We start from the raw sequence: 22094 nt of genomic DNA, 5'->3' as shown, positions 1-22094 counted from the left end.
TTTTTAACTTTCGTTTTATTAACGATTTTAGTCAGTTTAGTCCTTCTTTTTATGCGTACACAAGATAGTATTTATCGAGCGGAAGATGAAGCAGTCAAATTAATATCATATGATTTTAAAGTCGAGGATGTTAATAAATTTTATTGGAGTACTACTGATAAAACTTATTTTGCAGTCGATTTTAATGACGATAAAGGACAGCAACATTACGCAATCATTACGCAAGAAGGTGGCGAAACCAGCTATTATACTAAAGACGAAATTATAACAGAAGATGAAGCAACTTCTATCGTTTTGTACGATATGCAACCCGATAAAATTGTGCAAATGAGATTAGCACAAATTAATCAAGAGCCAATTTGGGAAGCAACGATTAAAAATAATAATGGTACTATCACTTATTACATTATTAGTGCAAAAGATGGTACTTGGATTCAAACTATCGAAAATATTTAAATTTCAGGAGGCAATATGGAAACAATAACAATGAAACAAGCAGCTCAGTTTGTTGGTCAAGAAGTTCATATTAACGCTTGGGTGACGAACAAAAGAAGTAGTGGTAAAATCGCCTTTTTACAATTGCGTGACGGTACATCTTATTTCCAAGGGATCGTCGTTAAAGCAGACGTGAGCGAAGAAGTATTTGAATTAGCTAAATCATTAGGGCAAGAATCAAGTATTATTTTAACTGGAGTTGTTCAGGAAGATACTCGTTCAGCATTAGGCTATGAATTATTAGTAAAAGATATTCAACTAGTAGGTGAAAGCCACGATTATCCAATCACACCTAAAGAACATGGTACAGATTTCTTAATGGATCATCGTCACTTATGGCTACGTTCATCTAAACAACATGCCATCTTAACGATTAGAAATGAAATTATTCGTGCGACGTATCAATTCATGAGTGAAAATGATTTTGTAAAAATTGACCCACCTATTTTAACAGGTTCAGCACCGGAAGGAACTACAGAATTGTTCCATACTAAATATTTTGATGACGATGCCTTTCTATCTCAAAGTGGACAATTATATATGGAAGCGGCAGCGATGGCTTTTGGTAAAGTCTTCTCATTTGGACCAACCTTCCGCGCCGAAAAATCAAAAACACGCCGTCATTTAATTGAGTTTTGGATGATGGAACCAGAAATGGCTTTCGTAGAACATGAAGAAAGTTTAGAAGTTCAAGAGAAATATGTGGCTTATTTAGTTCAAAGCGTTATTGATAATTGTCAATTAGCATTGAAAACATTGGACCGTGATGTTGAACAATTACGTAAATATACCATTACACCTTATCCGCGTATTTCATATACAGATGCCATTGAATTATTAAATAAAAATGGCTTTGATGATATTACTTGGGGGGATGATTTTGGTTCACCACATGAAACATTTATTGCCAGTCAATATGAGCAACCAATTTTCATTGTTAATTATCCAAAATCAATTAAACCATTTTACATGAAAGTGAATCCTGAGGATCCTCGTACGGTATTATGTGCTGATATGATTGCACCAGAAGGTTATGGAGAAATCATTGGTGGTTCAGAACGTGAGATTGATTACGATGTTTTAGCTGAAAGCATTAAAAACTTTGGTTTAGATTCTGATACATATGCTTGGTATTTAGATTTAAGAAAATATGGTTCGGTTCCACATTCTGGATTCGGTATTGGTTTAGAACGTGCTGTTGCTTGGATTAGCGGCATTGAACATATTAGAGAAACGTCAGCATTCCCACGTTTATTAAACCGTATTTATCCATAATTTCCTTCAATTTTATTTTTACAAGATGAGGGTGCATTTCAGATTAACGAAACACCTGCAATAAAGGATACTCATTAAAGAGCTGATGAAGTAATAAGCAATTGACTATTTACTTCAGACCCAATGTTATATAATGAAATTTTAAACCCAAGTCAAGCTTAGGGGAGTGGGCCAAAGGAAGGAACATGACTTTGTTTTTTCTTTAAGCTCACTCCTCGTAATATATATTTAGAAGGTCATTTCACACCCTTCTGATCGTCTCTGTTTCTCTTGATTTACCGAACATTCTGTCATAAATAAGGGGCTATCCGTTGTTAGACTGGACGATTTCGAAGAAATCGAACAGGATGACAATGGCAAGCAAGCGAAGCGCGCTAGCTCAGCCTCATTTCAATTCATAAAATGTTCAATTGTCCCTTTATATTGCTTGGTTACTGTGAGATATTGTAGGATAATAAGTCTTGGAAAGGGACTTACGGGAATATGCTGTTCACTCCTGTGGCTTTGTCTACTTCTTAAGTCTGTAACCCAGACCATTGATGTCACAACCAACACACTAGCTGTTTCCACCCTGGTTCACACCCGCTAGTAGGCGAGTGGCAGCTTGAATCAGCGTGATAAGTATTCTATTAAGCGAGGCTGTTATAGGCAATGGTATCCTGGGATATCCCACAGTAACCAAGCAATTTCCAAATATTATCGAAAGGAGGTCCCTCACATGAACTTATATGTCGGTTTAGATGTTAGTCTAGCTAAGCTAGATGTCTGTTGTTTAACGGATGATGAACAATTTTCTGTTTTGTTAGAACGTTCTTTTAAAAATGATCACGACGGTGCCACTGAACTGAAAGAATGGATTCTTCAAGCTTATCAGGACTATCACTTTGATCGAATCGTCATCGGCATGGAATCCACATCAGCTTATAGCTTTCATCCCGGTTACTTCTTCAAAGAAGACCCGGAGCTGAGTGAGCTGAATGTGGTAGTCACAATTGAAGAACCAAGCAAAATCAAGAAATATCGTGAAGTTTTCTCCGAAAATAAAAACGATGCTTTAGATGCGTTCTATATTGCTGATTACTTGCGAATCCAAAGGTTTAATCTCTCTTTCTTAAAGGAAGACCAATACATCGCCTTACAGCACCTTACACGGTCTCGCTATCAATTAATCAAGCAACTCACCACAGTCAAGCAACACTTCCTAGAAAATCTTTACTATAAATGTAATACGCTTTCGATGAATCTTAAGGAAGATGGGCATTCCACGACTGCCCTCAGTGCTACCGTCATCTCACTCATGACCGAAGACTATTCACTGGATGACCTGGCTAATATGCCTTTAGAAGAACTTGGGCAATTAATTCAAAAACTAGGACGGGGACGCTTCAAAGCACCCGAAGACTTAGCTAAAACAATCCAAAAAGCCATTCGTTCTAGTTATCGTCTCTCTAAGGTCCATGCCCAATCCATTGATATCGTGCTGGCTGTCTTAGTCCGTGAGATTCGATCACTTGAAAAAGCAATCAAAGAGCTCGACAAAGGGATTGAAGATATTGTTCAAACCCTACCAGAATATCAGTGCTTAACTTCTATTCCTGGTATTGGTCCGGTCTATGCTGCTGGAATCATCGCTGAAATCGGACAGATTGAACGCTTTGATTCTCAAGCAAAAATCGCCAAGTATGCCGGGTTATCCTGGAAGGAAAATCAGTCGGGAAAACGTTCGTCCCAAAACACACCGATGATTCATCGGGGCAATCGGTTCTTGCGTTATTACCTAGTTGAAGCTGCCAACTCTGTTAAACGTTATTTACCTGAATATGCCCAGTTCTATCATAAGAAATTCCAAGAAGTACCTAAACATCAGCACAAACGTGCCCTCGTCTTAACCGCAAGAAAATTAGTGCGTCTGGTGGATGTGCTACTACGCAATCACCAACTCTATACGCCACCGGAGGTGTTGCATAGATAAAAGACGAACAAAATAGAGCTAATTATTAATAAAGTTCGTGAAAAAAACGCGATTTCACGAGTGTTTATTTAGTGCGCCCTTAAACATCTAAATGATCAAAAGCCGAGTCTAAAATAATTTATTTTTCTCTTGACTTATTACCACTAGACTTATTTATCAAAATGGAGTGAAGAAAATGTCGATGTTGCAACAATTTTTTAAAGAAGGTGTGTCACTGATTCCTAAGGGAATTATCACCCATTATAAAGAATTAGATTTAAGTCCTCAGGCTTTTATTTTATTATTATATTTAATCGATCATCAAGTTGAATTGCAAAGCGAAGCATATTTACAGCGGGTATCAGCAAATTTAGGGTGGAGTGAAAATGAATCCTATGAATTTCTATCTGAATTATTAACGAAGGAATATATTCAATTTGAAATGATTAAGGATCATAACGGAAAACAAATGGACATTATTTCATTAGAACCCCTTTACTTGTTTTTAGAAAGTTTTTATAAAAAAGATGAACCTGAATCACAAGATGGTTTAAATGAATCTGAACAAAAATCGTTAATTCAATTATTTGAAGGTGAGTTTGGTCGTAGTTTAACCCAATTGGAATTAATGCAAATAGCCGATTGGAAACAAATGGATCAATTTAATGATGAGGTCATTATATTGGCACTGCAGCAGGCCGTATTAAATCAAGCCATCAGTTTAAAATATATTGATCGTATATTACTAGATTGGAAAAAGAAAAATGTGCGGACTGTGCAAGAAGCAAAAAGAGAAATTGAATCATTTAATCAAGCCAAAACGAAGCGTAGTCGTCAAGCTAATTTGGGCAACCAAGTCCCAGAATTTGAACCCTTTAAAGTCCCAGAATTTGACTGGAATCGATTTAAACCAGAATAAAGGGTAATGAACTTAAAGACTTAACCAAATATAATTTTTAGGGAGTGGGCAAGAAATAGAAAATCGAATGATTTTCGCTTTGTCTGTCCACCCCCGCACAGTTGGGAGTAGGTCTCAAGCAAGTCATTAAGACGCAGATTGAGACCACTCAACCACTGCGTTTTTAACTTAATAACAATAACTTGATTGAATCTTCCAAGCTTGTTCTCAGCTACTTTAAGACGCAGATTGAGACCACTCAACCACTGCGTTTTTAACTTAACAACAATAACTTGATTGAATCTTTCAAGCTTATTCTCAGCTACTTTAAGACGCAGATTGAGACCACTCAACCACTGCGTTTTTAACTTAATAACACAATAACTTGATTGAATCTTCCAAGCTTGTTCTCAGCTACGTTAAGACGCAGATTGAGACCACTCAACCACTGCGTTTTTAACTTAATAACAATAACTTGATTGAATCTTCCAAGCATACTCTCAGCTACTTTAAGACGCAGATTGAGAACACTCAACCACTGCGCTCCTTATTAACGAATCCTAATTTGACTAAATATTTAAAGTTTAGGCATAGCCGGAAAAAATAGAATATAAAAAAAGCTCTACGTTATTGTGAACTGCCCCCTGTCAAGTAGACAGGGAGCATATCATTGAACACGAATAGAGCTTTTTTTTTATTGAGTAGGTTCTTCAGTCACGGTTTCAGTTGCTTCTGGAGTGGTCTCAGGAGCTGTCTGTTCAGGTGCGGTTGTTGTTTCTTCACCTGTAGTTGTTTCTTCAGTTGTTTCAGTTGATTCGGTGGTCGCTTCTGATAAGGTTAGCGTAATCACTAAAGTATCTGACGCACTATTTCCATTAACAATTCTTAATTTAAGAACATATTGTCCAGATGTTGCTGGTGCTGAGATAGTAAAGGAAGTATTCGTTCCAGTATAAATGACGGAATCATTTAAGGATAACTGATAGACCGCATTTTGATCTAAATGACCTTGCCAGTATGCTTCAATTTGCTGAGCTTCTTGATTATAATTAGCATCAAATGCTGTTGGAGCATTGACATATTGTCCATAAGCAATTGATTCAGTGGTTGGAATATTGCTATCAGCTACGAATAATTCTTTTGAACGGGCTTCTTGAGGTGTATAAGGACCAGGCAACATAATAGGATCTGTATATTTTTCGATTTCTACTTCGGTTACTGAACGTGGTTGTTGCCAATCGGTAATTGGGACGTTCTTCATTAAGTAGGTCATCATTTCTTTATAGATGAGTTGAGGAAGTCTCGTTTGCTCTAAGGTTAAATAATTACCAGATTCATATGGATTATCATAACCAACCCAAGTTGCAATGGCATATTGCGGTGTAAAACCGACATACCACGCATCAGGTGCTGCATAGGTAGACTCATCAAGACCTAATTGAGTGAGTTGATCTTTAGTATAGTTAGTGGTACCTGTTTTACCTGCGTGAATAATATTATCGATACCAGAGGCTGTGGCGAAAGTACCTGGGACACCTTTTAAAATATCGGTTAACATATAAGCAGTTGAATCTTTCATCGCTTGTTGAGAAACAGTTTCATAGACTTCTTCTGTACCTGCTGCGGTAATGATTTTATTCACTGTATAAGGTCGATTATATTGACCATAATTGGCAATCGCAGCATAAGCTCCCGATAATTGAATCGGAGTCACTTCACCACCAATCGCATTGGCTTCAACTAATTCTTTTTGATTATTATTTAAAATGTTAATCTCAAGTTTTTGTAAGAAAGCATAGGCATTATCTAATCCAACTTTTTGTAACATTTTTAGAGCGGTAATATTTCGAGAACCAGCTAAGGCTTCACGGATTGTCATTTTTCCTTTATATTCAAAATCAAAGTTATAGATTTCATCTCCATTAGAATAAGTCATGGGTTCATCTACAACTAATTGACCCGTTGAGTAATTTAAGTATTCGATGGCGGGACCATAAGCGGATAGTGGCTTCATCGTTGATCCTATACTTCGATTTAAAGTATTGGCACGATTTAGTCCTAAGACAACATCTTGTTTACGACCTCCGGCAATGGCTTGTAACGCACCGGTACTAACATCGATGACAGATACAGCGGTTTGCATATTATTATCAGGGAAGACGACCGCATCATTATCATTAACGGTTTGATACAATTTTTTCTGTGCGTCCAAGTTTAAATTAGTATACACTTCGACTCCATCAGTAAAAATATTGATATTTGATTTTTCTTGTACTTCTTTAGCCACGACATCTAGATAAGCATCAATGACATAGTCAATATCATCAATGGTATTATTATCCAGTGGTACTAACATTGATTCAATTGAAGTATCTACTGCTGTTTGATAATCACTTTGTGAAGTTAAGCCACGATCATACATAACACTTAATACTAAATCACGACGTTCCTTTGCGGCTTCGGGATAAGAATAAGGATCATAATCAGAGGGTGCTTGTGGCAAACCAGCTAGTAGGGCAGCTTCAGCCAGTGTTAAATCAGCTAGTTCTTTATTAAAAAATCTTTTGGCAGCTGTTTTAGCACCATAGACATTATTAGAATAGAAAAGTTTATTCAAATATAAGGTTAATATTTCTTCTTTTGAATACTTTTGTTCGATCTGTAAAGATAACCATGCTTCTTGTGCTTTTCTTTCAAGTGTCTGATCAGTAAAATCGGTGGAGAACACTGATAATTTAATTAATTGTTGTGTAATAGTACTACCACCTTCACGCAATTGGCCAGCTCTTAAATTAGCCAATAGTGCTCCAACAATACGAATCGGGTCAATACCGTGATGTGAGTAAAAGCGAGAGTCTTCAATCGCTAATACAGCATCCTCTAATACTTTTGGTATTTCACCGTCAGACATTAATTCCCGATTTTGTCCGCCCAAGGTTTTAATCAGTTCACCATTTTGGTCATATATTTTGGAAGAAACTTGACCACGGAGGTCCTCTCCAGAAATCTGAGGTGCATTCATTGCATAATAACCAAAAAGAGAAGCACCACCAATCATAACCAAAAAGAATAAAGCCACTAAAACAATGAAGATGCGTTTTAGCCAATTTTTTCCTTTGGTTTTACGAGGACTCTGTTTTTTTCTATTTTGATATTTTTTTCGTTCTACACGACTACCTGTTGCCATATTACTACTTCCTTTCAACAAACAAATTATTCTCTGGATTCAATATATTGATCTAATGCAGCTAAATAATCAATTATTGGGAATAGACCTTCTTTGCATAAAAATCCTTCTTGTTTTATAAAATCGTAAGTTAAACTTTGTTTTTTACTTTTTTTAATTTCTCTATCTACTTTTTCATAGGGAATGATATAAGTTTCATTATGAGCAGCAAAAGATAAGATTAAAAACGCAATTCCGCCTTGTTCAATACATTGAAGCATATGCGTTCTTTGATGCTCTGGTAAATTTGCAAGGGGGAAACTGGTTTTATTTTTAGTTTCCTTTGCTTCAAAATCAATATAAAAGCCTTGATAAACACCATTATAATCCGTTGTTGAAGCATGACGATAATAAGCTTCTACTATTTTAGCAGCACTTCTGCGCGGATAGTCAACCTTCACTACTTGAACCGGAGTTGGTTTTTTATGAATAACAGCCAGATGATGCGTTAAATAATACTCATTGGATTGATTGATTTTATCTTCGAGTGACATTCCACGACTACCGTATATAGTATTGTGAGTATGCTCGGTCTTTTTTGTATGATGGTGATTCGGTTTGGAACCAGTTGGATAATTAATCATTCTCATACCTCCTAACAGTCATTATACTAAATAATCGTTATTTAGAATAGATTTAGCGAGTTTATTTTTATATTAGCACAAAAATATGTCTTTTTTATGAAAAATATCGTGATAAAGGGGTATTAATATTTACAAGATGCAACTTTTAGAGTAAAATAAGGGAGTATGTTAAATATTAGATAATGTGGAGGTTTATACAAAATGACAACAAATTTTGAAAAAACATCAGTAAATGAAGGAATCTTAACGTTTGAAATTCCTGTAGAAGATATTAAAGAGGGATTAGACAAAGCGTTCAAACGAGTACAAAAAAATATAACTGTACCAGGATTCCGTAAAGGAAAAGTTCCACGTCAAGTATTCAACAATGTTTATGGAGAATCAGCTTTATATGAAGAAGTGTTAAACTCTACATTACCTAAAGCTTATGAATCAGCTGTTAAAGAAGCAGAGTTAGATGTGGTAACTCAACCGGAAATTGATGTTAAATCAATGGAAAAGGGTCAATCATGGGTATTAACTGCAAAAGTTACTTTAAAACCTGAAGTAAAATTAGGTGAATATAAAAACTTAGAAGTTGAAAAACAAGACACAACGGTAACTGACGAAGACGTAAAAAATGAAATCGAATCTAAACGTAAAAATTTAGCTGAATTAGTTGTTAAAGAAGACGCAGCTGAATCAGGTGATACAGTAGTGATTGATTTTGAAGGTTTCGTTGGTGATGAAGCATTTGAAGGTGGAAAAGGTGAAAACCATTCATTAGAGTTAGGCTCTAATTCATTTATCCCTGGTTTTGAAGAACAATTAGTTGGCGTAAAACCTGGCGATGAAAAAGAAGTAGTGGTAACTTTCCCAGAAGAATATCACGCAGAAGATTTAGCAGGTAAAGAAGCAACGTTCAAAGTTAAAGTTCATGAAGTAAAAGCTTTACAATTACCTGAATTAGATGATGAATTTGCAAAAGATGCAGATGACTCAGTTGAAACTTTAGCTGAATTAGAAAATAAAATTCGTGTTGATTTAACTGAATCTAAAGAAGCAGCTGCTAAAGAAATCGTTGAAGATTTAGCTATCCGTAAAGCTGTTGAAAATGCTGAAATCGTTGAATTACCATACGAAATGGTTCACGAAGAAATTCACCGTCAAATGGATCACTTCTTAAATAACTTAAAACGTCAAGGTATTGACAAAGAATTATACTTCCAAATTACAGGTTCTTCAGAAGCAGATTTACATGATCAATTCGGTGAGGAAGCTGAATTAAGAACAAAAACGAACTTAGTTTTAGAAGCAATTGTTGAAAATGAAGATTTAACTGTAACAGATGAAGAAATCGAAAATGAAGTCAATGAATTAGCTACTCAATACCAAATGTCAGCTGATCAAGTTAAACAATTCGTTTCTAACGATATGTTAACTTCAGATATTAAATTGAAAAAAGCAATGGAATTAATTGTTTCAACTGCTGTACAAAAGTAATTAAGACATTTTATTAGCTAATAATAAATTATGTGAGCTACAATAGGAACAGGGATGGCAATGGGTCTTTCTATTAGAATAGGACCAATTTATTGCATCCCTGTTTCGCCAGTATATAAGAAAAAATATTGAGCAAGGAGGAAATCAATTGAGTCGAATTAATACTCGAACAAATGATTATTATTGCTCATTTTGTGGGAAGTCTCAAGATGAGGTAAATAAAATAATAGCAGGTCCTGATGTCTATATCTGTGATGAGTGTGTAGCATTATGTCAGACTATTATTGATGAAGAAAATAATTATAAGAAGCAAAACGATCAAATCAATATTTTAAAACCAAGTGAAATTTTAAATTCATTAAATGAATATGTAATCGGTCAAGATGAAGCAAAAAAATCTTTAGCAGTTGCCGTCTACAATCATTACAAAAGAATTAGTCATAATGATACAGAAGAAGATGGCGTTGAATTACAAAAAAGTAATATTTGTTTAATTGGACCTACTGGTTCTGGTAAGACCTTTTTAGCACAAAGCTTGGCTAGATTATTAAATGTGCCATTTGCGATTGCCGATGCTACCACTTTAACTGAAGCGGGGTACGTTGGTGAGGACGTTGAAAATATTTTATTAAAACTAGTTCAATCGGCAGATTATGACTTAGATAGAGCGAGCAAAGGTATTATCTATGTGGATGAAATTGATAAAATTGCCAGAAAATCAGAAAATGTTTCCATCACACGCGATGTTAGTGGTGAAGGTGTTCAACAAGCACTCTTAAAGATTTTAGAAGGGACAGAAGCGAATATTCCACCAAAAGGTGGTCGTAAACATCCTAACCAAGATTTCTTAAAATTAGATACCAGTCAAATCTTATTTATTGTTGGGGGTGCTTTTGACGGCGTCGAAACCATTGTCAAAGAACGTTTAGGAAGCAAAGTAATTGGTTTTGGTAACAATAGCGGAAAAGTTGACGAAACAAAGAGTTTAATGCAACAAATTACGCCAGAAGACTTATTGAAATTTGGTTTGATTCCTGAATTTATTGGACGATTGCCAATCGTAGCTGCTTTGGAAAAGTTAACTGAAGATGATTTAGTGGCCATTTTAACAGAGCCTAAAAATGCTATTGTAAAACAATACCAAAAATTGCTAGCCATTGATGATGTCAAACTTGAATTTGAAGAAGATGCTTTAAGAGCAATAGCGAAAAAGGCGATTGAAAGAGAAACTGGCGCGCGTGGTTTAAGATCAATCATTGAACATGTGATGTTAGATGTCATGTTTGAAGCGCCAACGCATGAGGAACTCAAAAAAGTGGTTATTACTAAAGAGAGTATTGATGGAATTAAAAAACCGGATTATTATGGCAAACGTAATAAAAAATTAAATTAAGAGGTGAATCAAGTGCATGTAACGAAAGCTGAATTAGTGATCAGTGCTGTTAGTCCTAATCAATATCCTGATGATCATCAACCTGAAATTGCTTTAGCGGGACGTTCTAATGTTGGGAAATCATCCTTTATTAATAAGATGATTAATCGTAAAGGATTAGCGCGCACATCAAGTCAACCAGGGAAAACTCAAACATTGAATTTTTATAATATTGATGACCTATTCAGATTCGTCGATGTACCTGGTTATGGTTATGCGAAAGTCTCTAAAACAGACCGTCAACGATGGGCTAAAATGATAGAAGAGTATTTATTAAATCGAGAAAATATTCGGGTATTATTGTTATTAATGGATTTTCGTCACGAGCCTACACAATTGGATCTTGCGATGAAAGACTTTGCTGAAGAATCCGACATCCCTTATGCGATTGTGTTAACTAAATTAGATAAAGTTAAAAAGAGTCAGTGGAATAAACATCTATCAATGTATAAAAAAGCACTGAATTTACCCACAATTGATGCATTATTTCCTGTTTCATCGGAAACAGGAGAAGGGATGCCAAGACATTTGGGATATTATTGAATCAGTGATAGAATAAAAGAGGTGAAGCGATTGAGCTTTATTCCTGCAGAGACCATTAATGAGATTAGAGAAAAAACAGATATTGTAGATGTAATTGGACAATATGTTCAATTAACAAAGCGAGGCAATAGTTATTCTTGTTCCTGTCCATTTCATGAAGACCGCAATCCTTCTTTTTCGATTCATAGTGATAAACAAATATTTAAATGTTTTAGTTGTGGACGTGGTGGTAATGTTTTTACATTTTTGCAAGAAATAGAAGGCATCAGTTTTCCTGAAGCGGTCCAAAAAGCAGCTGAATTTTCTGGTGTACCATTAGATCCCCGGTATATTAATCAAGGGTCTGTACAAAATGAACGTTTTGCAGATTTATTCGAAATACATGAAAAAGCAGCTACGTTTTATGCTTATTATTTAAATCAAACTAATAATGGACGTGATGGGTTAAAATATTTAACGGATCGTCAGATTGACCAAAAGATGATTGAACGTTATTTAATCGGATTGGCCCCTGAAAACTCAGAAGTGCTGTATCAATATTTACTAAAAGAAGGTTATAGCAATCAACAATTAGTCAATAGCGGTATTTTTTATCAAAAAGATGAACAAGTCCTAGTCGATCGTTTTAGGGGACGGGTAGTTTTTCCTCTACGTAATCAACAAGGAAAGGTAGTAGGTTTTTCTGGTCGTATTTTTGGAGAAACTCAATCAGAGTCTAAATATATCAACTCACCTGAAACGGATATATTTCAAAAAAATCAGTTAATTTTTAATTTAGATTTGGCAAGACCTGAAATTAGACGTTTAAAACAAGCTATTGTTTGTGAAGGATTTATGGACGTTATTCGAATGGATCAAAATGGCATCATGAATAGTGTTGCAACCATGGGAACTAGTTTAACTACACATCATCTCGAACAACTGACTAAAATGGCACAAGAAATTGTTTTTGTATTTGATGGTGATGATGCCGGTCAAAATGCGACCAATCGCGCCTTTGAATTGAGTCTTCCTTTTAAGAATAAACAGTTCAAGAGTGTGCGCATCCCTAACCGAATGGACCCAGATGAATGGCTCCAAGCGAATGGTGGGGAAGCTTTAAAGCAATTAATCCAAAATGCTAACAACCGTTTCAGTTTTCAACGAGAGTTTTTAAAAACACAATTCAATTTACAAGACGAACAAGGATTAGCTCAATATATTGAAAAGGTGATTGGGTTAATTGCCATGATTGAATCACCTATTGAACAACAATTAAGAATTCAAGATATTGTGAAAGAATATGGCATTGATGAAGCCATAGTTAAAGAACAGATTGCTCGTTCCAAACAGCATTCAAATCAAGGTAATTCTTATTATTCATCAACTAATGATAATGAAATAAATTTTGATAGTACAGATCGCGCTTTTAGTCAAATCGTAGAAAGAAAAGAATTAACAATTCAATCAAAAAGGGCTTATGAAGCAGAAAAATTGATTATCCAGAATTTGATTTATCATCAAGATGCTTGGTTTTATTTGGAACAACATTATAAGCAACCTATTTTTTATCATCCTTATTTCCAAGAGTTATTTTTTAAGTTAGAATATTATTACTATGATAAAGGGCTGTCATTTCCGATGACAGGATTGGAACAGGAATTAGAAGATGAGTTACAACAACTTTATAGGGATATTATATGGGACGCTAGACAATTATCTTATGATGATGTGGTCATGAGTGATTGTTTTAAAGTCATTAAACGATCCTTTATAGAGCAAGAAATTCTCGAGTGGAAAGAGCGATTAAAGACTTTCCAAAAGAAGGTAGAAAAACAGAAGTATCTGAAGCAATGTTAGAAATACTTCGTTTAACGAGACAAATAAAAATTTAAGGAGTTGGGCGTATGGCTGAAGAGAAAGACAATCTTAAAGAAACAACTAATGAAGTTAGCGTCTCCTATGAAGAAGCGGTCAAGCGATTAATCGCTGAACGTAAATTAATTGGCCAAATTAAATACGATGATTTATCAGACCAAATCGCAAGTAAGTATGGTTTGGATGCTGATGATATGAATAAATTAATTCAAAAAGTAGAAGATAATGGAATCGCGGTTGTTGGTGAAGATGGTGGACCGACTAAACAACAAATGATCAACGAAGAAGATGTTATAGTTGATGAACCTGAACCAACGGCTGCTGAAAAAGCTGCTGCAACTAAATTAAAAGTAAGTGACCCTGTTCGTATGTACTTAAAAGAAATTGGGCGCGTACCATTATTAAGCGGTGAAGAAGAAGTTGAATTGGCGATTCGTATTAATCAAGGTGATGAACTGGCAAAACAAGAATTAGCAGAAGCGAACTTACGTTTGGTAGTTTCAATTGCCAAACGTTATGTCGGCCGTGGTATGCAATTCTTAGACCTTATTCAAGAAGGTAACATGGGACTGATGAAAGCGGTGGAGAAATTTGACCATACAAAAGGTTTTAAATTCTCAACATACGCTACATGGTGGATTCGTCAAGCAATTACCCGTGCAATTGCTGACCAAGCCAGAACAATCCGTATCCCAGTACATATGGTGGAGACCATTAATAAATTAGTACGTGTTCAACGTCAATTATTACAAGATTTAGGACGCGAACCGACACCAGAAGAAATCGGGGCGGAAATGGACCTTTCGACAGAAAAAGTTCGTGAAATCTTGAAGATTGCTCAAGAACCTGTTTCTTTAGAGACGCCAATTGGTGAAGAAGATGACTCCCATTTAGGAGACTTTATTGAAGACGAAGCAGCAATGAGCCCAGAAACTTTTACTTCTTCTGCCTTATTGCGTGAGCAATTAGAAGATGTTTTAGATACATTAACCGACCGTGAAGAGAATGTATTACGTTTACGTTTTGGTTTAGATGATGGGAATATTCGCACTTTAGAGCAAGTGGGTAAAGTATTCGGCGTCACTCGTGAACGTATTCGTCAAATTGAAGCCAAAGCTTTAAGAAAATTACGTCACCCAAGTCGTTCTAATCAATTGAAAGACTTTTTAGAGTAGACTTATGCTCAAGCACTTAAGATGGCCTATTGCTATCTTAAGTGCTTTATTTCGATAAAAATATTCGCTTGTTTATTTTAAATCATGTTATAATATGAATTATATGATAATAAATAAGATAGTGAGGTGTCCATTGGAACAAACTTTTTATCAATTTATACGAAAATATACTGATTTTGATGCGAATGATCCAATGAGTCGTTTAGCAAATGCGATACATCAGGATATTTCTTTTCCAAAACATGAAACTGATTTTGAAGTTATTTCGAAATATATGGAAGAAAATAGTCATTATTCAAAATTATTGAGCATATTTGATGATGCTTGGAATCAATATCAATATTAAAATTATTAATTAAACTAGGAGTGGAAAAAAATGAGTACACATATTGCTGCAGAAAAAGGGGCTATTGCCAAAACTGTATTATTTCCAGGAGATCCGTTAAGAGCCAAATTTATTGCGGAATCATTTTTAGAAGATGTGGTTCAATATAACACGGTTCGTAATATGTTCGGTTATACCGGAACCTATAAGGGCGTAAAAGTTTCGGTACAAGGTTCAGGCATGGGGATTCCATCAGCCATGATTTATGCTGAAGAATTATATCAAGAATATGGTGTTGAAACCATCATTCGTATCGGAACAGCTGGTGGGATGAAAGAAGAAGTTAAAGTACGTGATATTGTTTTTGGAATGGGGGCAACTACTGATTCTAGTGCTTTAAGCAATATTTTTGAAGGTCAAGTTCATTACTCGGCGATTGCTTCTTTTGAAGTTTTGGACATTGCCTATCATATTGCTGAAAAATCAAATGTGCAAGGCATTCATGTCGGAAATATTTTATCAAGTGATCGTTTTTATAATGAAGAAATGGATAAGAAAAAATTGGCCCGTTATGGTGTGATGGCCGTTGAAATGGAAGCAGCCGGTATTTATGCAGTAGCTGCTAAACACAATAAAAAAGCCTTAACGATGTGTACGATTTCTGATCATATTTTAACTGGTGAAGAAACAACCGCTGAAGAAAGACAAACGACCTTTACTCAAATGATGGAGATAGCTTTAGAAACAGCCGTAAAATTGGAGGCATAAATATGTCATTGTTAAGAAAACTAACGCTACATTCAATGGTTACCTTATTATTAGCTAACATGATCCCAACTACGATGGTAATTGCTGAAACGAAGACAGAAGAGGAAACTAAGGTAGAGGAAACCACTATTGAAGTGGATGAGTCACCATTAGAAGATGAAGATTTTAAGCTTATTGAAGATGTCTACAATAGTATTTTAGATAATTATATTGAAGATGTGAATAAAGAAGCGCTCTTACAAGGGGCTTTGGATGGAATGGTCCGTTCATTAGGAGATCCTTATTCAGAGTACTTGGATAGTGATGAATCAGCACAATTCGATGAAACAATTGAAGGTTCCTTTACAGGAATTGGAGTTCAAATTATGACTCAAAATGGCTTAGTCACCATTATTAGTCCAATTGCAGATACCCCAGCAGATAAAGCTGGATTAAGAGCCAATGATATTATTTTGGAAGCCGATGGTGTATCGTTAACCGATATGAATTCGAATGAAGTCGTTAAGCATATTCGTGGTGAAATTGGGACGAAAGTTAATCTTAAAATTCAAAGAGGCTCTAGTACCTTTGAAGTAGAAGTAGAGCGGGCAGAAATCCCGTTAATTTCAGTAGAAAGTAAACTTGATGAGAATGAACCGACGATTGGTTATGTTCAAATTACTCAATTTGCTAGCACCACTGCTGATGAAATCGAAGAAGCCGTGACTCAATTGCGCAAAGATGGTGCGAAACGCTTTATTTTTGACTTACGTAATAATCCTGGAGGATTATTAGATCAGGCGATTATTATTTCCAATATGTTTCTTAAAGACGGTGATATCATTGTTCAAATGCAAGAACAGGACAAAGAGCCGGTCGCTTATGCTGCTAATGATAAAGCTTATGGCAAATTTCAAATTGACGAACCGTATGTGGTGTTAATTAACGAAGGAAGTGCATCTGCAAGTGAGATTTTATCGGCTGCCATTTCTGAAAATACTGATAATCCTTTAGTGGGTATGACAACCTTCGGTAAAGGAACCGCTCAAAATATAACCAATCAGTCTGATTTTGGTGAATTAAAATTAACGGTTGCTAAATGGTTAACGCCATCTGGTATGTGGATTCACAAGACAGGTATTACCCCTAAAGTTGAAGTGGAAAACGAGCCATTAGCTAATTCTATTTCATTAAATGGTAAAGAAGAACTGAAAGAAGGCGATGCCTCCGATTATACCAAAACAGCTATTTTAATTTTAAAAGCATTAGGCTATGAAATTAATTCCGATTATCTCTTTGATGAATCAGTGACCCAAGCGGTTAAAGCATTCCAAGAGAAAAATAATTTGAAAGCCGACGGCATTATTACTGGTGATACGGCTAATTTACTGAATAATGAAGCAAGAGAATATTTAAATAATCATGATGTTCAATATGATAAAGCATTGGAAACACTATTACAGGTAACGGAATAATGCGAGTAGTGCGTTCACTTTTTAATGAGTTCATTAACCTCTTATTTTCCATTACCATTGCAGTAGTCTTGTTTTTGATTATTAAAAGTTACCTCGTTCAGCCTTTTCAAGTTGAAGGTCATTCAATGGATTTAACCTTAAAAGATGGAAGTCAAATGCTTTTATTAAAGCAAACTAAAATTGATCGTTTTGATATTGTGGTGTTTCCTGATCCAATGGGTTCAGGACAATCGTATGTCAAACGCTTAATCGGCTTACCCGGAGACAGTATTTATGTAAAAGATGATGTTTTGTATATAAATAATCAGCCCATTGCGGAACCATACTTAGAGCCTTTAAAATCGCAAACGGAAGGAATTTTTACGCAAGATTTTAGCTTATGGGATACCATAGGAGAAGAAGTAATACCTGAAGGATATTATTTTGTTTTGGGGGATAATCGACCGGCTTCTGGTGACAGTCGCCAATTTGGTTTAGTCCCGATTGAGTCTATTCAAGGTGAAACTTCGATTGTATATTTTCCTTTTAATCAAATAAAAAAACTCAATCATTATCAATTAGACGCGACGGGGCAAGTCGTGGTTGAGTAATCAATAAAATAAGCTGAATGCTTTATCAAAGTATCTTAGAAGTAAGTGTAAGATACCGTGATAAATAAGCATTCAGCTTTTTATGTAATTTGAGTAGAAAGAATTGTTTGTTTAATAATCGTATTAGTTCTGGCTCTTTGTCAAATGGTATGGATAAATAGAAATGACTCTGTTCACCTACACCAAAAAGTATAGAGCCTTAGTTCTTCAAACTAGTTACATCAGAAGTCTTAATGTGCCGTGCCGGACTTAGATAAAATATCCGTTCGGTTATTTTGATAATTTAATGAAATAAATTTACCATTGTAAATGAAGTAATCAATCCATTATTCGTATCGATTTTTATACTTATTCAAAATATAACCCCATTTGTATAAGCATAAACGATCATTTTGCTAGGATGTTAATGTTTATTTTGATTGAAATTTTCTAGCCAATCAGCAAAGACATCAACATTTAATTTTGATGATATCCGATGGCTAATACCATCGACAGGATTAAGAGGCAATTTAGACGGAAGTTTATCGGTCAAATGTTCCAAATTAGTTAATTTTAAAGATTGCGGTAATTTTTCACTTATTTGATCGCGATTGAAAGTGTCACGCGTTTTATCTGATAGATTTTCGAAAAAATAAGAAACATCAGTACGAATAGAATGAATTTTGTCTTTTTGATATTGATGATAATTTTCCTTCCATATCGCTAATAATTGATTGCCGATGGTCATGAATTGTTCCTTTTTCTCGTTATCGATATCAGCTTTTACAAGGTTAACTTTTTTGATGAAGTCTAAAAGGTCTTTGGAAATATCATTTAATGTTTTTGCACCAGCTAATTCCAGTAATTGAAAACCAAAATCAAAGAATGTCGCTAATTCGGTCGCACTGTACTGATCGCACCACTGCTTTAAGGTCCGGTCAATAATATTACTCGCATCAGTCGTTTGCGTCGTTCTTTCAATTTGAGTATCTTGGATACGCCAATGCATCATATCATGTTGAAAAACACTAATATGATTACTTTTTACAATAATAGGTTTGATGTCATGAAACATCATCTTACCTACAACCGAATCTTCCGGAATATAGCGATAAATATAAGGCTTTAACGCTTGGTATTCGGGAAGATGAATTTGAGTAGCGGTTAGACCTGGACTGTCAAATAAGTATAAATGCAACAATCTTGTTTCGATGACATCTGTAGGTAACGATAGACCCGCTATTAGCGCAAGATTGCCACCCTTAGAGTGACCACTGATCATTAATGGATCCTCGGCTACCTCTTTGATGATAGAAGAGATATATTTTTTCGCTTCTAATTGAGAAGGAATATCTTCTTCATAGGCTAATTTAAAATCTTCTTTCCATCCTACTAAAGTATCATCAGTACCTCGATAGGAAACTAATAATTGATTGCCGGGTAAACGATAAGTTAAAGCACAAAATTGCTTATTATTTTTCTCACTGAAATGATTAACAAAATTAAAAACCGAGATGTCTCGGTAACGCGGTGCCTCGGCAACTTTCTCAAATAATTTATAACGTTTTTCAGTCGCTATAAAGGCATTTTCAATATAATGTAATTTAGAATTTAATTGATATTCTTTAAATAAATCATTGAGCATTTTAGGGTTTTGATAATTATTTTGCGGTGATAAATACAAATCAAAAGGTAGATAAGTTAACTCATTAATAATTAAAATATCCACTTCATTTAAATTGTCAGGTGTGAGTGCGATTTCTTTCACTTGATCGATATAATGAAATAAAGTTGCCATAAGGGACCTCCTTTGAATCAGCTAGCATAATTTTATCGTAATTATCGATAAAACGCAATTTTGTTAGGATATCATACATATGTGACAAAAGAATAAACAAAAAAGAGAGCTTCTGATACAATAAAGTTAGGACACAGCATTGTAAAGGGAGCTCTCTATGAAATCAATTATAACAGAAGAAATGCGATATAGAAAGAACGCCTTGAAATATGCGGTAAAATGCGGAAACTATGCCCAAGCAGCCCGTCGTTATCATACCTCTCGCCAACAAATCTCAAGATGGGTTCAGCGTTATGATGGGAGTTGGGAGAGTCTTCGAGCGAAAAGTAGACGCCCTCTAACTCATCCTAATCAACATACAGCTGAGGAACTACAGTTAGTCCGAACAAAGTATCAACGATACGGTCACGAAGGCTTGGCTCAAGTGTATGTCGAATGCCTGAAGCAAGGTTATCATCGATATTATACAACGATGTGTAAGATAATCCGCAAACAAGGATGGCATAAAAACACGGAAGAAGCAGTCAAACGGTATCCCAAATCAAAATGGAAACCGATAGAGGTGAGTTATCCCAGGGAGAAAGTACAGATTGATATTAAGTATGTACCAAGAGAATGCTTAAAGTTTGATACACGAGGGATTAGATATTATCAGATAACGGCAATCGATGAGTATTCACGAAAGCGATACTGTAAGATTGTAGACGAGAAAAGTGTGACGCATACAGCGTATTTTTTACTCGAGTTAGAAGCAGGATTGGGGTTCAAGATCGACTGTATTCAAACGGATAATGGGAAAGAATTTACGAATGGTGATGATCCGAGTGCACCCAAGACCATTTTCGAAAGTATTTTAGCATCAAAAGGCATTAAGTATCTGAAGACACGTCCGTATAGTCCGTGGCAGAATGGTAAAGTAGAACGAAGTCATCGAATGGATACGGAACGTTTTTATCAAAAGCGGGAATTCAGAAGTGTGGAAGAGTTAGTTAAAGCGCATCAACGTTATTATCGACGTCAGAATAACGTCGTTACGAAGACACTTGGGTTTAAGAGTCCAAACCAAGTGGTAGAAGAATATCAGAAAGTCGCTTAATCATAGCGAGCCATTATACCAAGTTCATTTAGCCTATCAAGGAAAAGGATGCCCTTGACAGGCTAAAAGAACTTGATGGCTATTCGCTATCCTGATTAAGCAACTCTTTATAAGCGATTGTCACAAATGTTTGACTTCTGTACAGTAATTATCGATAAAACGCAATTTTAACTTGCATTCTTAATAGGAATCATGTAAAATGAGAAACGGTGTTAAACCAATTCACACGAATTCTGGATAATGAACCAGGTGCTTAGGGATAAGTTGGTTCATTAGATGACAGATTCGGAGGATATCAAAAACCAAATGGAGGAATTTTATTATGGCAGTTATTTCTATGAAACAATTGTTAGAAGCTGGTGTACACTTTGGACACCAAACACGTCGTTGGAACCCTAAAATGAAACGCTACATCTTTACTGAGCGTAATGGTATTTATATCATTGACTTACAAAAAACAGTAAAATTAGTAGACGAAGCATATAACTATATGCGCGAAGCTAGTGCTGATGGAAATGTAGTTTTATTTGTAGGTACTAAAAAACAAGCACAACAAGCGGTTGAAGAAGCAGCCGTAAAATCAGGTCAATACTATATTAACCACCGTTGGTTAGGTGGATTATTAACTAACTGGGATACTATTCAAGGCCGTATTCGTCGCTTAAAAGAAATCGAAAAAATGGCGGAAGATGGAACTTTTGAAGTTTTACCTAAAAAAGAAGTTGGTGAAATCTTAAAAGAACAAGAACGTCTTGAAAAATTCTTAGGTGGTATTAAAGATATGCCAAGAATTCCAGATGTAATCTTCATCGTGGATCCTCGTAAAGAACGTATTGCTGTTCAAGAAGCTCATAAATTAAATATTCCAATCGTGGCGATGGTCGATACAAACTGTGATCCAGATGAAATCGATGTTGTTATCCCATCAAACGACGATGCAATTCGTGCAATTAAATTAATTACTAACGCTATGGCAGATGCAATTATTGAATCAAATCAAGGTGAAATTGCAAACGAAGCGACAGACGAAACAACTGACACAGAATTCTTTGATAATTTATTCGATAACAAAGAAGAATCTGTTGAAGAAGAAAGTGCTGAATAATCACTTTTTGAAATAGTGTTTTTATCCATCTTAATTCAGGCATAAACCATAGGCTTAGTGA

The 22094-nt window shown here is 35.4% G+C and carries 19 protein-coding genes and 1 pseudogene; 15 read left to right on the top strand and 5 right to left on the bottom strand.

What is annotated here, in order from left to right; genetic code table 11:
* Positions 1–51: 51 nt before the first annotated feature.
* The 4 genes from LB888_RS12025 to LB888_RS12010 all read left to right on the top strand — a co-directional run bounded on the left by LB888_RS12025 (position 52) and on the right by LB888_RS12010 (position 4640).
* The gene (locus LB888_RS12025; protein ID WP_318753098.1) at positions 52–456 is read left to right on the top strand and encodes a hypothetical protein; all 405 of its coding nucleotides are present in this window, start codon (positions 52–54) and stop codon (positions 454–456) included.
* A gap of 15 nt (positions 457–471) precedes the next feature.
* Complete coding sequence (gene asnS, locus LB888_RS12020) at positions 472–1770, top strand: asparagine--tRNA ligase (protein WP_318753097.1); 1299 nt, start codon at positions 472–474, stop codon at positions 1768–1770.
* 718 nt (positions 1771–2488) lie between these two features.
* On the top strand, positions 2489–3742 hold the full coding sequence (locus LB888_RS12015; protein WP_318752279.1) for an IS110 family transposase: 1254 nt from the start codon (positions 2489–2491) through the stop codon (positions 3740–3742).
* A 175-nt stretch (positions 3743–3917) separates the two neighbouring features.
* Positions 3918–4640, top strand: a complete 723-nt coding sequence (locus LB888_RS12010) for a DnaD domain-containing protein (protein WP_318753096.1) — start codon at positions 3918–3920, stop codon at positions 4638–4640.
* Positions 4641–4660: 20 nt separating this feature from the next.
* On the opposite strand, the gene LB888_RS12005 is transcribed toward LB888_RS12010, so the two are convergent.
* From LB888_RS12005 to recU, 4 genes are all read right to left on the bottom strand, one after another.
* Positions 4661–4972 carry a hypothetical protein gene (locus LB888_RS12005; protein ID WP_318753095.1) on the bottom strand — a complete coding sequence of 104 codons (312 nt, stop codon included), beginning with the start codon at positions 4970–4972 and terminating at the stop codon, positions 4661–4663.
* Positions 4973–4983: 11 nt separating this feature from the next.
* Positions 4984–5154, bottom strand: coding sequence for a hypothetical protein (locus tag LB888_RS12000; protein ID WP_318753094.1), 171 nt, complete (start codon positions 5152–5154; stop codon positions 4984–4986).
* A gap of 159 nt (positions 5155–5313) precedes the next feature.
* A complete protein-coding gene (locus tag LB888_RS11995; RefSeq protein WP_318753093.1) occupies positions 5314–7806 on the bottom strand; it encodes a PBP1A family penicillin-binding protein in 2493 nt (830 codons plus the stop codon).
* A gap of 26 nt (positions 7807–7832) precedes the next feature.
* Positions 7833–8429: a Holliday junction resolvase RecU gene (recU, locus tag LB888_RS11990; RefSeq protein WP_066124020.1), complete on the bottom strand. Its 597-nt coding sequence runs from the start codon at positions 8427–8429 to the stop codon at positions 7833–7835.
* 201 nt (positions 8430–8630) lie between these two features.
* Here recU and tig point away from each other — a divergent pair, with 201 nt between their 5' ends.
* The 9 genes and pseudogenes from tig (at position 8631) to lepB (ending at position 18055) form a co-directional block, all read left to right on the top strand.
* Complete coding sequence (gene tig, locus LB888_RS11985) at positions 8631–9911, top strand: trigger factor (protein ID WP_318753092.1); 1281 nt, start codon at positions 8631–8633, stop codon at positions 9909–9911.
* A 148-nt stretch (positions 9912–10059) separates the two neighbouring features.
* On the top strand, positions 10060–11304 hold the full coding sequence (clpX, locus tag LB888_RS11980) for an ATP-dependent Clp protease ATP-binding subunit ClpX (RefSeq protein ID WP_311919900.1): 1245 nt from the start codon (positions 10060–10062) through the stop codon (positions 11302–11304).
* Positions 11305–11316: 12 nt separating this feature from the next.
* Positions 11317–11902 (top strand): annotated as a pseudogene (yihA, locus tag LB888_RS11975) (ribosome biogenesis GTP-binding protein YihA/YsxC).
* 14 nt (positions 11903–11916) lie between these two features.
* Positions 11917–13725: a DNA primase gene (gene dnaG, locus LB888_RS11970; RefSeq protein WP_318753091.1), complete on the top strand. Its 1809-nt coding sequence runs from the start codon at positions 11917–11919 to the stop codon at positions 13723–13725.
* A gap of 47 nt (positions 13726–13772) precedes the next feature.
* Entirely contained in the window at positions 13773–14918 is a 1146-nt protein-coding gene (rpoD, locus tag LB888_RS11965) for an RNA polymerase sigma factor RpoD (RefSeq protein ID WP_318753090.1), read from the top strand.
* Between the two features lie 133 nt (positions 14919–15051).
* Complete coding sequence (locus tag LB888_RS11960) at positions 15052–15264, top strand: YozE family protein (protein ID WP_318753089.1); 213 nt, start codon at positions 15052–15054, stop codon at positions 15262–15264.
* A 30-nt stretch (positions 15265–15294) separates the two neighbouring features.
* The gene (deoD, locus tag LB888_RS11955) at positions 15295–16011 is read left to right on the top strand and encodes a purine-nucleoside phosphorylase (RefSeq protein ID WP_318753088.1); all 717 of its coding nucleotides are present in this window, start codon (positions 15295–15297) and stop codon (positions 16009–16011) included.
* A gap of 2 nt (positions 16012–16013) precedes the next feature.
* Positions 16014–17465, top strand: coding sequence for a S41 family peptidase (locus LB888_RS11950; RefSeq protein ID WP_318753087.1), 1452 nt, complete (start codon positions 16014–16016; stop codon positions 17463–17465).
* Positions 17465–18055, top strand: a complete 591-nt coding sequence (gene lepB, locus LB888_RS11945; protein WP_318753086.1) for a signal peptidase I — start codon at positions 17465–17467, stop codon at positions 18053–18055. Before LB888_RS11950 ends, lepB begins: the two co-directional genes overlap by 1 nt.
* A 403-nt stretch (positions 18056–18458) precedes the next feature.
* Here the strand turns inward: lepB and LB888_RS11940 are convergent, their stop codons facing one another.
* Positions 18459–19832, bottom strand: a complete 1374-nt coding sequence (locus LB888_RS11940; RefSeq protein WP_318753085.1) for an Mbeg1-like protein — start codon at positions 19830–19832, stop codon at positions 18459–18461.
* A gap of 157 nt (positions 19833–19989) precedes the next feature.
* Between LB888_RS11940 and LB888_RS11935 the strand changes: the two genes are divergently transcribed.
* A complete protein-coding gene (locus LB888_RS11935) occupies positions 19990–20928 on the top strand; it encodes a DDE-type integrase/transposase/recombinase (protein ID WP_318753084.1) in 939 nt (312 codons plus the stop codon).
* 322 nt (positions 20929–21250) lie between these two features.
* Positions 21251–22033: a 30S ribosomal protein S2 gene (rpsB, locus tag LB888_RS11930; protein WP_071409046.1), complete on the top strand. Its 783-nt coding sequence runs from the start codon at positions 21251–21253 to the stop codon at positions 22031–22033.
* The last annotated feature ends 61 nt before the right edge of the window (positions 22034–22094 follow it).

Origin of the sequence: Globicatella sp. PHS-GS-PNBC-21-1553 (assembly GCF_033564055.1) — a bacterium.
Classification (GTDB): Bacteria; Bacillota; Bacilli; order Lactobacillales; family Aerococcaceae; genus Globicatella; species Globicatella sulfidifaciens.
The sequence above is the reverse complement of the archived record's forward strand: the minus strand, read 5'-3'. Positions and strand labels throughout refer to the sequence as shown.